Genomic DNA, 14,476 nt, shown 5'->3' on the forward strand with positions numbered 1-14,476 from the left:
AATGAATAACTTACACGACCCCGGCCCCGAACGCAACCCCACCCCCGGCAAACACCACGGAAACCCTTGCAAACACTAGCATCCACCGGCGTGTCGAAAACCGACAAAACCAGAAGCACAACCATCGAAACCAGCCACAGTCACCACGACAAACACGACAAACAAACACACGAAACGACAATCAACAAAACACCAATCAAGCGGACCTGACACTTGCCGACAATCGCACATACCCCGGCGAGGCCAGCGTGAACCGCATGCGAGCAGCGATATATCTATCATCCGCAGCTTCAATAAGCCGCCCCGACCTATCGCGCGTAATGCGTGTAATGCGAATCAACGGCTCCCCGAGCGTCACTTGCAGCAAATCAGCCTCATCTTCAGTGGCTTCTTCGACAGTCAGGGTTTCGTGCGATTCGCCTCGCTGGGCTCCGTATTCGTTAGAAAGAATGTGATAAATCGATTGCGTCAAATCGTGTGACAGCAGGTTCGGAAACCGGGATGCCGGGAATCGGCTGTCTTCGAGCATCAAAGGGGTCTGATCCGTAATACGCAAACGAGTAACCCGGTAGATGCGATCCCCCGAGTTCAATCCGAGCTGCCGACGATCCAGAGCCTCCGCCACGAGCTCCCGTGCCGCAAGCACTTGGGATTTGAGCGCATGCCCTTGCCGTTTCGCTATATCAGGTAACGATTCAGTGGTGTTCAGGGAGCGTTCAAGACGTCCGTCTGAAATCATGATGCCACCGTTGCGGCCGATGAGTCGCACAATGCGCCCTTCACGTTCCAATACGGACAAAGCCGCTCTCAACACGCTGCGCGAAACTCCCATTTGTTCCGCAAGCAACCGTTCGCTGCCCAAACGTTCACCGGGCTCATAATGTCCAAGTTCAATAAGCAGCCGAAGCTGTTGAACGCAACTCGCGGCCGGAGAGGTTCCAGAAGGCGCATGCATGTGTGCTGCATTACTCACTGGAGCCTCCCCGCCACGAATTCCCACCATTGCTACACGTGTTACACGGGTAGACAGTAGTCGTTCATGGTTTCAACTTCGTATCCGCGGATATGCTTCCGCGCACAAAACCCGCGCCAAAGCCACGACCCAAGTCACGCGCCGACTGCGGCAAACGAGGCACCGAGCGCATCCATGAAGAAATCGACATCGTCGAACGTGAACACCAGCGGCGGACGAAGCTTGAGAACGTTGCCGTTGATGCCGCACGTCCCCGTCAACACGTGATGTTCTCTGAGCTGCTCAAGAATATCCAGCGTCAAAGCGGTATCCGGTTCTTTGGTTCCCGGCTTGACGATTTCACAACCGGTGAACTGACCGGCGCCTCGCACATCGCCGATCACCGGATGCGTTGTGGCGAAATCGCGAAGGGCGGCGCGCAAGGCGTCTCCCGTCTGGCGCGCGTTGGCGAGCACATCATGATCCCGCAGATAGTTCAATGTCGCCTGGGCGGCCGCCATGCAGACCGGATTGCCGCCATACGTGTTGAAGTACGGCATCGTGGTGGCGAACGGCGCCAATACCTCGCGTTTCGCGGCCATCATCGAGGTAGGCAACCCGTTGGCCATCGGCTTGCCCGAAGTGACGATGTCGGGAACGATACCATGCCGTTGGAATCCCCAGAAATCATCTCCTGTGCGGCAGAATCCCGGCTGAACCTCATCCGCGATATACACGCCTCCCGCCTCATGCACTGCCTGAAGTACCGGTTTCAAGAAGCCTCGCGGATTCAGGTACATACCGTCCGAAGAAAAAGCGGTGTCGGCGAGGAACGCAGCCAGTTTGATGCCATGACGCTCCATATCGGCAACCGCTTCGCGGACCTTCCCGGCCATCCATTCGCCCAGCTCCTGCGCGGAAGGGCTATGATCCAAGCCCATCTGCTCGAAATGGTAGGCGTCGGGAGCCGGAATCATTCGTGCCGTCAATGCAATCGGCTGCGCAAGGCCTTGCGCCGGGGACAGTTCGGAGATGAGCGCGGAGTTGCCGTGGTACGCATTGGAGGTGATGATAACGCCTTCATTGCCGGTGTACTTTCGGGCGACGCGTATCGCAAGATCGTTCGCTTCGGAGCCGGTGCACTGGAACATGATCTGATCGATCTCGTCCGGCATGGTGGACAGGATATCCTGCGCATAATTCAGGATGCCTTCGTGCAGATACCTGGTATGCGTATTCAGCGTGGACGCCTGCTTGGTGATGGCCGCAACCACATCGGGATTGCAGTGTCCGACGGACACCACGTTGTTGTACATGTCCAGATATTCCTCACCATCGGCATCCCACAGCCGGCTTCCTTTGCCCTTGACCAAATGCACCGGATGCCGGTAAAACAGTCGATATGCCGGGCCGAGCTCCTCTTCACGCTTCTGGACCAAATGCTTGGTTTCGGCGTCGAGACCGTTCATATCCCCCTGCTGAAAGCTGTTGAGATTCAGAATCGTCGTTCTGATAGTTGCTGACATGGAAATCACTACTCCTGATTTACGCAAAACTCATGTGCCGTCATGGAAACTATGGAAACTGCGGGCGATCGGTCGGCTGCGCTTGCGAGCGCCGGCAGCCGACCGACAGCACCCGTGTGTTGGTTACGTGACTGTTGTGTTGGTTACTTGACTGTTGTGTTGGTTACCTGACTGTTGTGTTGGTTACTTAGTCGCCCCGGATGCAAACGAACCGTTGCTGGCGAAGATCTTCGCTTCGTCCGTCTCTTCGTCCGATGGGTTGCCAAGTTCGCCGCCACTGATGGCGAACTCCTCTTCCGGCGAAAGAATGAGATGCTTGCGCCCCCAGAGTGCGAAAATCGCAAGAATCACCACATAGATGGCGACCATCACATATACAGCCATGCGATACGCGGGGTTCAGCAGCGTCGCGATGAAGATGCACAGGGCCACAAGGCCGCCGAACACCGCTCCGGCCACGCCTAACTTGCTGATAAACGGACGTTCGATATCCGGCAGCTTCTTGCGCAGCAGAATGTAGGACACCATCTGCAGCAGGTAGGCGAGCACGGCACCCCAGACGGAGATGTTCAGCACTACGGAACCGACGCCATCACCGAACATGTTGACGAGCAGCAGAGCCACGAAGCCGATAAGCGCACCGGTAATCAGCCCCCAATACGGAGTCTTGTGCTTTGTGCCGGTCAGCGAGAGGAAGTGGGGATAGTATCCGGCCCTGGAGAGCGAGTACAGGTTGCGGCCGTACGCGTACATAGCGCCTTGGATCGAGGCCAGCAGACCGATAAGCGCGACTACGGCCAGCAGCGACGCGAACTGGTCGGAGAACACCGCGCGGAATCCGTCGAGGAGCGGCTCGTCAGATGAGCCCAAAACCTTGGATCCGATGATCGCCGGGTTCAGGATCAGTACCACCAGCGAGCTGATGCCCAGCGTGACGATGCAGGTGCGGGCTGCGATCGGAATGTTATGTTCCGGATCGTAGGCTTCCTCGGCGGAGAGCGGAAGCTGTTCGATGCCGAGGTACAGCCACATGGCGAAAGGCATGGCGAAGAAGATGGCACCGATGCCGAACGGCAGGAACGTCGAACCGCCGGACGCCGGGGAAATGTCGAACAGACCGGTGAAGTTGACCTTGCCGCTGAATACGGTGACGAATCCGAAAATCGCGATGATGGCCAGCGAAATGATGGAGATGACTTCGGCGAATCGGAATGATGTGGACGCGCCAAGCCAGTTGATGGCAACGAATACCGCATAGATCGCCAGCCACCATACCCACCGCAGGCCATGCTCATCCAATGAGTATCCGGACAGGCCCCTGACTATTTCATCGAAATACGCGGAGGCGAAGTACACCGTGGTCGCATTCGCCATGACATATTCAATGGTTTCGGCCAGACCGGTGACGATGCCGCCCCATGGGCCCATGGCCGCACGGGCGAATGAGTATGCGCCGCCGGTGTGGGGCATGGCCGATGCCATTTCGGCAATGGAGTTCAGCATGCACCAGTACATGCCGTAGACGATGACGGTGGCGATCAGCATGCCACCCCATCCAGCCTGTCCTATGCCGCCGTTCCAACCGGTGAAATCACCGGAAACCACTGCGGCGATGCCTAATCCCCATAGTCCGAAAGCTCCCGCCGCACGGCGGAGTTGACGTTTCTTGAAGAAATCAGCACTTGTTCTGGTGTATGTGGCACCGGAAACCTGAATTCGTTCTCCTACGACTTGGCTGCTCATGATTGCTGTTCCTCTCTCATCGATATTGCAATCGTCTGGTTTCCCGTCACGGATCAATCGCGTAACAGGGATGAATGAAGCTCATTGCTGCGATATCACCTCCATCGTTCTGGAATCGACAGGTTCGGGAGGTTGAGTCTCGGCTCTGTTCGCGAACGCTTCCTCAAGCAACCAGTTGTGGTCTTTGAGGTAGCGTTCGGCGCACATCAGGCTTCCCGGCTTCTGGGCCGCATAGAGGCCGTCCGGCAAGGCATCGGCGCGGTGACGAGTGGTCCATCCCAGCATCTGCAACCGTCGCAGCATGGAAAGCGCGCTCATCATCTCGAAATCGGCGTCGTTGAGTTCGCCGCTCTCCTTATAGCCTTCCACCCATTCGTAGGCAAGGCGCGGAGCATACGACTCGTGTTCAATGAAGGTCAGGGAAGCGGCGTAATCCCACAGATACCAGCTGTATCCGCAGTCATCGAAGTCGAGGACCACGAACTGCCCGTCAGGACGTTGGATGATGTTCGACGGCCGCAGATCGGCATGGACCAGACCCCATGTCTGCCGGTTTCGTGGCTGCTTGGCAACATACGCCAACGCTTCCCACATGGCCTGATACAGAAGCTTGTTTTCGGCCGGCGTTAATCCTGCCGCATCCTCCCAACGCCCCCAACGCGGATGCGGACCGAGGATGTCCAGCAAATCCCAGCTGAACCGCTGAAAACCATATGGCTCGGTCCATGAGCGTGCGCTTTTATGGAATTTCGCAGACCAATTGCCGATCACGCGATAACAACTGGAAGGGTCGGCCATGTCTTCCAGCACGGTGCCTTCGATGAATTTCGTTGAGATAACCGACCATTTGGTGGTTTCGTTCTGATGGATCTCCGCCACATACGGCCCCATCACCGTAGGAACCGGCGTCACCAGATTCACACCATCCAGCTCATGAAGCATGTTGATCCATGCCAGCTCCGAAGCGATCGCCTTGGGACCGCCCACATAGTCAGGTTCCGAAACCCTGACCACGCCTATGGGCTCGTCCTTGATTGTGAGCAAAAACGTGGCGTTCTCGGAAATGGTGATGAGGCTCAGATCGACTTCATCCTTATGCAGCCCCCATGCGGCGCAAACTCCGGAAAACAGCCAGAACGGAGCGGGCGATCCTTTGGTCAGATACTTGAAGACCTCAAACTTCGGGTTATCGCCCTCGTACAGATCGGATGTGGATTGGTCTTTATGCGCTGAAACTGTAGCGTTCATGATTGTCGCCTCTTACCGTAACCGGATACGTAATTCCGATTCGCTTGCCGTGATTGCTTTGTAGTCTAGGAAAGCAATTCGCGATCAGGTGAGGCGCCAGATAAATGGTCTGTAACTAAAGTGCAAACTAGATAAATGGCATGTAATGCACGCTGTAAATGGCTTGTTACGTAAGTCTGATGGTTTGTTTGGGATTGGGTAGGGGCTGTGCTGAGCCGCAATGGGACAACCGGGCATGCCCTAAACATGATTTACGGCATGCCCCCTCCGAGGCTCAAGCTAAGCGGAACAAAATCAATCATGATCGCCTTGCGCTATTGCCGCAGCACATAACAAGAACACTCCAACCACTATTGCAGCAAGACATGGTCCTAGTGCTGGCTGTCCGCCAACGGGAACGGCAGAACGGCCAAATCCGTAATACACCACCAGCACCAATCCCATACCTATCGCGGAGCCAACTCGTTGCGCAAACTGGATTGACGATCCAGCTACGCTTGCCCGATAGTCTGGAACCGCAATCAAGGCACGAGCTTGGTTAGGTGACGCCGAAATTGCGGAACCAAATGAAATAACAATCAATATTGTTCCCAATATGAGAGGCAACATCTGCGCAGAAGCTACTCCGAAGGCCACAGAAACAGCAATGAACGATACTCCACCTAATACGTTCCCCCACACGATAAAGGCATACGCACGATTTTGCTGCCGCCGCGCCACCAATGATGCACCATATAACATAGCAACAGATGCAGGAAGCATGACTAGCGCAGTAGTCAGCTCATTCAAATACGCATATTGTTCCAGAGAAATAGTGATGAGTAGTGTTCCGCCCGTTGCTGTTGCGTGCATGAATCCAGAAACCAAGACACCACGGCCTAAGTGCTTAAATTTAAACATCGTGAGATCTAAAATTGGTTCACGGTTACATGCAGCCGTCCGACGTTCACGGACGATAAATAAACACGTAAACGCCATTCCAATCAGTATTACCGGAAGCACCCGAAAGCTCGACATATCCCCTTCTGATATTAAGCTAATCGGCCCGACCCCAAAGATCACAGCCGGAATAAGCAATAAGATTCCGACTACGTCCAAGCCCCGTTTTCTTTCTGATGAAGGTTCTTTGACCAGCACATAGGCCATACCTACCACAATCACGCCAACAACAACATCAATCCAGAACAGCCAACGCCAAGAGTCATTACCACCAGCAATTTGCATTACGACACCGGCTACAACAGGTCCAAACAGCGATACGGCCGACGTACAAGCGCCCATCATAGCTAAAGGCTTCGCACGCAGCTCAGGCGGAAAAATTCGCTGAATCAATCCGAGAGTTTGCGGCATAAGCACGCCAGCTCCAATTCCCTGCACAAATCGTCCTGCAACAAGCCAGTATGCATTAGGGGACATGGCACAGATAAAGCTGGAGAGCAGAAATAATGAGCATCCTATGAGGAACACGGAACGGCGTCCCATCAAATCGCCGATGCGGCCGGCCGGCAACAATGCCGAAGCATAAGCAAGCGTGTAACCAACCAGCATCAATTGCACAATCACACCGTTTCCGCCGGTGGATCGCTGTATTGAGTCAAAAGCCACACCCAACTTCGAGACATCGAAAATAGTGAGGGCATTCATCGCTACCAAAACACCATATGTTATCCACTGCGTTTTGGGGATCGAAATAGTTTCCCCAGAGGCAGGTTCTGACTCAGTTCTCGTCATGTTTCCTCCACATTGCATACATCAATCTTCTATTACATTAATGGAGTATATAATATGATTGTTATTGAGGAGGTAATATGTATAATACTGCATTGATTCTTATTGATCTTCAAAAGATGTATCTTCACCAAGACCTTCGCGACCGATATGGCTGGCCACCAATATGGCAGCTCGACCGAGTCTTGGCTTCATGCGCACAGCTGGCCAACGAAGCCAGAAACCAAGGAATACCAGTCATATACACTCGACAAATCGAGCGCAGCGACGATAGCGACACCATGCCCGTCTATCAAAGGCTAAAAGAGCTCACTAAAAAACGGTTCGGAGGAACGCTCGACATGGCATCAAACGCAGACGCTTCGGAAATCATAGAATCGGTGGCTCCGCAGCCAGGAGACATCATTATCGAGAAGCTTCGCTGGGATGCCTTTTTCAACACTCCATTGGACAATATCCTGCACAATCTGAAAACTGAACGAATCATCCTCGCAGGGTTACAAACCAATGTATGTATCGAGACAACTGCGCGCAGTGCATTAATGCAAAACTACGAGGTGGGTATTGCAGAGGATGCCGTATCCACCGATGGAAAAAGCTTGCATTTCGCAGCATTGGAAGCTTTAAAGGTGCTGTACGCAGAAGTCCGACCATGGAAACAACTCATCGACACGTCAATACAATGGAACTACGCGATAACCACCCCGAATTATGGCCGCATAGAAAATGACTGCTGATAAGCTTTAAAATTCAACACACTATTTAGAAAGTTTGATGGCGTGATTCATGAGAATCACGCCATCAAACTTTCTATGCATGCAACTTATCAATCACATCAGTAAGGTATGCGAATGTTTCTTCCGGATCAACATTTTCATCCAGCAAAACCGTACGTAAACCTTTAAGCCATGAAAGACGAACCGTCGTGATCGACATATTCATCACATATGAAGAATATCGATTTCTCCACACAGGGGTATCCGGCCGAACATGCTTCCACTCTTTCAGCAACCTTTCCAGCTGAATGAGCCTACGCTGTTGGAAAGCAACTTCCGCATCGATAAGATATCCTATGGTTTCTTTGTCCAAAACCCATAACGTGAGCATACGCAAGGAAGCATCATCTCTCACCGAATGGTCAGGCTCATCATCGATTAGCCACCGCCGCAATTCAGTCATACCATCATCTGTGATGACATAACTAGTCTTTCCTCGGTCATCTCGCTTGTGAACGGCAATCAACCCCGCTGCAGCCATTTTCTGCAATTCGGAGTACACCTGGGAAGGACTGGCATGCCAAGCAGAATCTGTTACATCGCGAAAAGCCGCACTAAGCTCATATCCCGTTCTTGGTACGCCGCGCGAGAGTGCAGACAAAATAGCATGCTTAAGCGCCATAATCTTCTTTCATTTCCGGAATCCAAAGCTGTCATTCTATTCTATTACATAAAGATGGTGGCGTGGTTCCCGCTGAAAGAGAACCACACCACCATGCATCATGCGCGTATAGTCACAGATCTGATCTATATGAAGGAGGAAATGTCATTCAATATAAACATCATTGAATTCAATCCACCAACTCTTCGGCTGAACAAATCCTTTAACCCTCGCCGACATTGCACGCGGAGCTGTATCATGGCAAACGAACAGCCATGGAGCATCATCTGTTGCGACACGACCAGCCTGAGTAAGCAGAGAAGCCCTCTCTTTATCGTCAGTCGTCACTAATGCTTTCTTCCACAATTCATCAAACTGCTCGTTACGGTAATCAAAATATCCCCCCTCTTCTTTAGATCCCATAGACCAACTCCAGCTGGACGGCTGTTCCAAACTGAAAGCCTGATTTGCGGCATCCCAACCCGTATTACCTTCTGCCAACTTGCCATACATAGTTGAGAAATCAACAGGATCAAACGTGACTTTTACACCAACTTTGGCCAGTTGAGCCTGCAAAGCCTCATTCATGGCTTTCGGTTGCATAGCGCCAGATCCAGCCGTAATATAACCGACCTTCATTTCAAAGCCATTAGGATACCCGGCTTCTTGCAGCAATTGCTTCGCCTTATTGAGGTCATAAGTGTACGTATCGTCACTCTTATCGTAATATAGGCTTGCCGGCGCGAAGAATTGTGTGGCCGGCTGCGCAGTACCATGAAGAAGATCTTTGCAGATAGCTTCACGATCAATGGCGTAGTTCAAAGCCTGGCGAACCTTTTTATTAGCCAGAGGACCATCCTCAGAAGTGTAAAGCTGCCATGACCACTCCCAGTCAAATGCATTTTGAGTCACAACAAAACCAGCCTGCTTCAGCGAAGCCAAATCATCAGGTTGGGCTCCTTCAATCCAGTCAACGCGCCCGGAACGCAAAGCAGCGGTACGAGCCGAAGCATCCGGTATCAGCTGCACAACAATTTTGTCCAACTTAGGTACAGTACCCCAATACTTATTATTCTTGCTGAAGGTTATGCTCTGGTTTGCTTGCAAGCTGTCGAATACAAACGGTCCGGTGCCAACCGGATGACTTGCTTGCCCCTTAGAGCCATGCTCTTTCAATGACTTCGGGCTAGCGAAGTAGACATTGTAGAGGTCTGCCAAGAAAAACGCAAAAGGCTCTTTCAACACAAACTTCACTGTATAGTCATCTACTTTTTCAACATGATCGACATAAGTAAGAACCGTGTAATACGTTAATAGCGTCTTGTCATAGTTGGGATCATCGGGCTTGGTGTAACGATTGATGTTGTATATCAGTGCGTCGGAATTCCACTTATCACCATCATGAAAAGTTACTCCCTTACGCAGTTTCATGGTGTATTCCAACCCGCTATCCGACACACTCCACGATTCCGCAAGCGCCGGAGCAACACCGGCAGCAGCATCCGGATTCGATATATCACGCTTAGTCAAGCCCTCATAGACCAAATTTCCAATCAGACGCTGACCTTCATACCCTGCCGAAGTTATTGCGCCAGTATCCAAGCTCGGGAACGAGGACATCTGTGAGCCGATGTTCAATACTTGTCCTTGATTCGCTGCGCTGCCGCCAGAACCACAGCCGGCGAGCGAAAGCACCGCCACGCATATCCCTATGACTGCTTTAGTTAGCATATTCTTTTTCATGGGTCCCTCTCCTTTGTCTATATTGCTGTGGTAACAGAAAACAATCTGTCCTGAATCGGCCCAAATCCGTAGACGCACAACGGAAATACCGTTCCAAGATCAGGATTCAACTTCGCGAATTGCACCTTCTTTCGCTGTGAGGAGTTCACGGGTATAAGCATCTTGGGGATGGTCAAGTATTTCCCGGGTGTTTCCTGATTCAACGACGTGACCATTGTTCAGAACCAAGACGTCATCACACATATAATCCACAACGTTAAGGTCATGGGTGATGAAGAACAGCGACAGGCCCATTTCCTGCTGGAGTCTGCATAGCACATTGAGCACCTGTGCTTGTACAGATTTGTCCAATGAAGAAACAGCTTCGTCGCAAACCAGAACGTCGGGACGACTCGATATTGCACGTGCGATGGCAATTCTCTGAGCCTGGCCTCCTGACAATTCAGCCGGGTACGCCTCAAGGTATTCCGGCCCGAGAGCAACTTTAGCCAAAGAATCGACAGCGACATCACGCCATCTCCGACGCTCTACCTTTTGAGCCGCCATATGAAAACACAAACTCTGCCATACTGTTTTTGCTGGGTTCAAGGCATTTTTAGGATCCTGCGGAATCAGTTGCACATGCAGGCGCATCTCACGTATTTGCGTAGGCGTCATTCCCCATATCGGATAGCCTTGAAAGTATATGTCTCCATTATTCGGGTGGAGAAGCCGCAATGATATTTTCCCTAAAGTAGATTTACCGCTACCTGACTCACCGACAACCCCAAGAGTCATACCTTGCCGTACAGTAAATGACACATCATCCAAGGCCGTATGATCACCAAAAATCTTGGTTATGTGCGAACCATAAAAAATAGGATTGCTGGACATTGTTTTCACCTACTTCCTAGTGCGACAAAATGATCCGGCTCAATTTCGACGAGCGGCCCCCATTGTTCGCAGCTTCTGATGGAATCTGGTACTACTGAAAGACATCCACGCACGACATCCCTACTCGGTTCGCACCCAAGAAGTGCTTGCGTATATGGATGCAATGCATGATGAAGCACCGACGAAGCAGCCCCTTCTTCAACAACATTGCCTTTCAGAATCACGGAAACACGATCATTAGGCTTTGCGGCAATAATTCTTGCCGCACTAATGTCATGGGTGATAAACAACACAGCAGTTCCTGCTGTATTCCGAAGATCATTGATGAGATGCACTACATGTACACCCACCGAAGCGTCCAACGCACTTGATGGCTCATCGGCAACAATCAGTTTAGGAGAACCGGCAATGGCTATGGCAATTGATATACGTTGCCGCATACCTCCCGACATTTCATGAGGATATAAGCCAAAAGCTTTTTCCGGTTCCCGAATTCGCACCGATTCAATCAAAGAAACAGCTCTATGTCGACGTTCCGCTGCACTAGTGATGTTCGTCGCCACACGAATTGCCTCACAAATCTGCTCGCCCACAGTGTACATGGGATCCAACGATGCAGTCGGATCCTGAAAAATCATGCCGATATCTTTGCCGAAATGGCTTCCGCCTCCACCATGGCCATCGAATGTAATCGGATCCCCGCAAAAGGCGGAAGAGCCATCCACTAAAGAATGACGTGGATTCATACCAACTGAGCTACGCACAAATACTGTTTTCCCGGATCCGGATTCCCCGAGGATCACCCGAACCTGGCCCGCATGCACCGCCATACTGATTCCATGTACGATTTCCGTTCGAGTGGTTCCGTGATTAAATGAAACTTTTAGATTTTCTACCTTGAGTACTTCTTCTCCACTATCAGTCATGATTTACTCACCCCAATCGAAATATTCAGACCATCACCAACAATCGGGAACAAGATAGCTAGAAAAATAATGAGAATTCCGGGTTCAAGTACCAGCGTGGGATTAGTAAAGATAGAAGGCTGAAGTTCCTGCAACATCGCGCCAAGTTCTGGAGCCGGTGACGGCACTCCCAATCCAATGAATCCAAGGCCACCAGCGATAGCAATGCTTGCACCAACCAGTGAAGTGGCATATGCCATTACTGTGGGGAAGATGACCGGCAATAACTGCCGATAAATAATGGCAATGGTTTTCGCTCCGCTAGCGCGAGCAACCAATATATAATCCCGATCTTTGATTCGGTGAACCTCTTGTTCCGCAACTTTCGACAACGGAGCAATCCAAACCACTGTTAAAGCCAAAATCAGCGAGAAAACGCCATTCCCCAGACAAATAGCAATCAGTAACGAAAGTAGTATTCCAGGAAAAGCGAATAACAAATCTATAAGCTTCGCGCATACAGCATGTAGTACCGGCCCACCGAATCCTGACGCAATACCAATCAAAAGCGCAAGCAGTGTGGCCAGTATAACCGGAGTAACGCTAATAAATAACGACGTGCGCATACCGAATATCAATCTTGCCAGTAAATCACGGCCTTGAGCATCGGTACCCAACAAATGATTCGGAGTCCCTATTGGTTGCATGCGTTTGGATAATTCCCCTGCATACGCATTGAGCGGTAACCACTGGGCGATTACTGAGAGAAGAACAAGGCAGACCAACAATCCTAACGATACGCGTGAAGACATTGGCATTCGGACAAACCAATTCTTCCTAGTAAATCGCGAGGCTGTTATTTTATCGTCTTTGCCGTTTTGACCTCCGATATTCTCAGACATGATCATTTCTCCTTAATCTCGGATCAATCCATGTAGTAGCAATATCGCCAAGAGTGAGTACGACAATGTAGATCAGAGCTATCACCAGCACACTGGACTGCACCGTCTGAAAATCTCTTAAACCTACAGCTTGTACTACAAGTTGTCCAAGCCCTGGAATACTGAAGATATTTTCCACGAACAATGCGCCCCCAAGCATGGATCCCACTTGGATGGCAAGTACCGTGATCATCGGAGGAATGGCATTCCTATACTCATGGACCATTACTTGTCGCGAAGATAAGCCTCTCGCCTCTAATGAAGGGATCAGATCGCTACTTCTAGTTTCCAACAATGAAGTTTTTAATGATCTTGCCATTTGAGCTCCAGGAGCTAATGACAAGGCCAAAGAAGGAAGGAAAAGGTGCGATAGCAAATCACCGATATCGGTGACTCCGGTATTGTGCAATCCACCGGAAGGAAAAACACGTAGTTGCACCGTAAAAACAATGAGCAGAATAAGCGCTACTGCATATTGTGGCGCCGAGAGGAAGAATGCTTCCACCCAGCTAGAAAACTGGCGGACTGTTTTATTATTTGAGGCGCCAAAATTGCCAAGAACAATCGCAATAACTATAGCAAGAATCGATGCAGATACACCCAGCATCATTGTGTTGCAAAGCGCGGGAGTTACAACGCTTAAGGAATCTTTTCCATATGCATACGAATACCCCAGATTCCCATGCACAAGCCCGCCCAGCCAGATAGAAAACTGAACCAGTATCGGTTTGTCCAACCCAAGCGTGGCACGCATCGCTTTTCGTTCCGCCGCGGTACTGTCTGCACCGAGTAGATTAACCGCCGGGTCTCCAGGGATCATTCGTATAGTGAAGAACACTACGAACATCACAGCGAGAGACATCAGCACCGCAGTGAATAATCTTCTACAAATCATCCATCCAAATGGATGACGTCTAATAATGTGTTCCATAATTGGAACACGATAATGGAGTATGATTTCACTTGCGTTTCCTCACTGTAAATCAAGATTATGCTTCAAAAGCACACACAACACAGATATCAACGCAGTAAACAGCCAGTTAATCGATACACATATCAGTCATATCTTTGCTCTATCACCAATCTGAATCTAAAAACCCGTATTTTCTTCGAAAGATATGGGAGCCGAATGTGATCTACACATGATTTCGCGCAAAATATTGTAGAGGCAGTTGCAGGGTTTACAAGTCGACCATCTGATCTGAGCAAATAGTTGACGCATACAACACGGGCCATAGACCAAAAGAAAAACTGAAATATAGGAACGGGGAGGGCTCCTGCGGTCCCCGTGCGGAGCCGGGGCCGCGGGCCGGAACCCCCTGTCGGCCGGCCGGGACGGGCGTGCGCATGCGCATGAGAACGGGCGGAATATGAAAAGAGGGGGAGCCTGTACAGGCTCCCCCTCACAAGAATAATGCGGCGGCGTGCTACTCTCCCACA

The 14,476-nt window shown here is 51.0% G+C and carries 12 protein-coding genes; 1 reads left to right on the forward strand and 11 read right to left on the reverse strand.

All coding sequences use genetic code 11. The annotated features are described in order from the left end of the window. Positions 1 to 196: 196 nt before the first annotated feature. The 5 genes from CUU80_RS10480 to CUU80_RS10500 all read right to left on the reverse strand — a co-directional run bounded on the left by CUU80_RS10480 (position 197) and on the right by CUU80_RS10500 (position 7,200). Entirely contained in the window at positions 197 to 973 is a 777-nt protein-coding gene (locus CUU80_RS10480; protein WP_165775939.1) for a GntR family transcriptional regulator, read from the reverse strand. 134 nt (positions 974 to 1,107) lie between these two features. Continuing rightward, entirely contained in the window at positions 1,108 to 2,478 is a 1,371-nt protein-coding gene (locus CUU80_RS10485; RefSeq protein ID WP_100497284.1) for an aspartate aminotransferase family protein, read from the reverse strand. Positions 2,479 to 2,661: 183 nt separating this feature from the next. Further along, complete coding sequence (locus CUU80_RS10490; protein WP_100497285.1) at positions 2,662 to 4,221, reverse strand: amino acid permease; 1,560 nt, start codon at positions 4,219 to 4,221, stop codon at positions 2,662 to 2,664. An 81-nt stretch (positions 4,222 to 4,302) separates the two neighbouring features. Then, the gene (locus CUU80_RS10495) at positions 4,303 to 5,469 is read right to left on the reverse strand and encodes a phosphotransferase enzyme family protein (protein ID WP_100497286.1); all 1,167 of its coding nucleotides are present in this window, start codon (positions 5,467 to 5,469) and stop codon (positions 4,303 to 4,305) included. Between the two features lie 294 nt (positions 5,470 to 5,763). After that, positions 5,764 to 7,200 (reverse strand): MFS transporter, encoded by a 1,437-nt coding sequence (locus CUU80_RS10500; RefSeq protein ID WP_165775940.1) that lies wholly within the window; start codon positions 7,198 to 7,200, stop codon positions 5,764 to 5,766. A 77-nt stretch (positions 7,201 to 7,277) separates the two neighbouring features. Between CUU80_RS10500 and CUU80_RS10505 the strand changes: the two genes are divergently transcribed. Then, the gene (locus tag CUU80_RS10505) at positions 7,278 to 7,934 is read left to right on the forward strand and encodes a cysteine hydrolase family protein (RefSeq protein WP_100497288.1); all 657 of its coding nucleotides are present in this window, start codon (positions 7,278 to 7,280) and stop codon (positions 7,932 to 7,934) included. 73 nt (positions 7,935 to 8,007) lie between these two features. On the opposite strand, the gene CUU80_RS10510 is transcribed toward CUU80_RS10505, so the two are convergent. From CUU80_RS10510 to CUU80_RS10535, 6 genes are all read right to left on the reverse strand, one after another. Beyond that, positions 8,008 to 8,595 (reverse strand): PadR family transcriptional regulator, encoded by a 588-nt coding sequence (locus CUU80_RS10510; RefSeq protein WP_100497289.1) that lies wholly within the window; start codon positions 8,593 to 8,595, stop codon positions 8,008 to 8,010. Between the two features lie 144 nt (positions 8,596 to 8,739). Then, complete coding sequence (locus CUU80_RS10515; RefSeq protein WP_100497290.1) at positions 8,740 to 10,317, reverse strand: ABC transporter substrate-binding protein; 1,578 nt, start codon at positions 10,315 to 10,317, stop codon at positions 8,740 to 8,742. Between the two features lie 99 nt (positions 10,318 to 10,416). After that, on the reverse strand, positions 10,417 to 11,190 hold the full coding sequence (locus CUU80_RS10520) for an ABC transporter ATP-binding protein (RefSeq protein WP_100497294.1): 774 nt from the start codon (positions 11,188 to 11,190) through the stop codon (positions 10,417 to 10,419). Between the two features lie 5 nt (positions 11,191 to 11,195). After that, positions 11,196 to 12,116: an ABC transporter ATP-binding protein gene (locus CUU80_RS10525; RefSeq protein ID WP_100497291.1), complete on the reverse strand. Its 921-nt coding sequence runs from the start codon at positions 12,114 to 12,116 to the stop codon at positions 11,196 to 11,198. Continuing rightward, on the reverse strand, positions 12,113 to 12,997 hold the full coding sequence (locus CUU80_RS10530) for an ABC transporter permease (RefSeq protein WP_165775941.1): 885 nt from the start codon (positions 12,995 to 12,997) through the stop codon (positions 12,113 to 12,115). Before CUU80_RS10530 ends, CUU80_RS10525 begins: the two co-directional genes overlap by 4 nt. Then, complete coding sequence (locus tag CUU80_RS10535; protein ID WP_100497293.1) at positions 12,990 to 13,967, reverse strand: ABC transporter permease; 978 nt, start codon at positions 13,965 to 13,967, stop codon at positions 12,990 to 12,992. Before CUU80_RS10535 ends, CUU80_RS10530 begins: the two co-directional genes overlap by 8 nt. Positions 13,968 to 14,476 lie beyond the last annotated feature (509 nt).

The organism is Bifidobacterium scaligerum (assembly GCF_002802865.1).
GTDB lineage: Bacteria > Actinomycetota > Actinomycetes > Actinomycetales > Bifidobacteriaceae > Bifidobacterium > Bifidobacterium scaligerum.

What these genes read in the sequence shown, in the direction of transcription:
- CUU80_RS10485 (WP_100497284.1), bottom strand. Translation starts at nt 2,478, where the DNA reads ATGTCAGCAACTATCAGAACGACGATTCTGAATCTCAACAGCTTTCAG.
- CUU80_RS10490 (WP_100497285.1), bottom strand. Translation starts at nt 4,221, where the DNA reads ATGAGCAGCCAAGTCGTAGGAGAACGAATTCAGGTTTCCGGTGCCACA.
- CUU80_RS10495 (WP_100497286.1), bottom strand. Translation starts at nt 5,469, where the DNA reads ATGAACGCTACAGTTTCAGCGCATAAAGACCAATCCACATCCGATCTG.
- CUU80_RS10500 (WP_165775940.1), bottom strand. Translation starts at nt 7,200, where the DNA reads ATGACGAGAACTGAGTCAGAACCTGCCTCTGGGGAAACTATTTCGATC.
- CUU80_RS10505 (WP_100497288.1), top strand. Translation starts at nt 7,278, where the DNA reads ATGTATAATACTGCATTGATTCTTATTGATCTTCAAAAGATGTATCTT.
- CUU80_RS10510 (WP_100497289.1), bottom strand. Translation starts at nt 8,595, where the DNA reads ATGGCGCTTAAGCATGCTATTTTGTCTGCACTCTCGCGCGGCGTACCA.
- CUU80_RS10515 (WP_100497290.1), bottom strand. Translation starts at nt 10,317, where the DNA reads ATGAAAAAGAATATGCTAACTAAAGCAGTCATAGGGATATGCGTGGCG.
- CUU80_RS10520 (WP_100497294.1), bottom strand. Translation starts at nt 11,190, where the DNA reads ATGTCCAGCAATCCTATTTTTTATGGTTCGCACATAACCAAGATTTTT.
- CUU80_RS10525 (WP_100497291.1), bottom strand. Translation starts at nt 12,116, where the DNA reads ATGACTGATAGTGGAGAAGAAGTACTCAAGGTAGAAAATCTAAAAGTT.
- CUU80_RS10530 (WP_165775941.1), bottom strand. Translation starts at nt 12,997, where the DNA reads ATGTCTGAGAATATCGGAGGTCAAAACGGCAAAGACGATAAAATAACA.
- CUU80_RS10535 (WP_100497293.1), bottom strand. Translation starts at nt 13,967, where the DNA reads ATGGAACACATTATTAGACGTCATCCATTTGGATGGATGATTTGTAGA.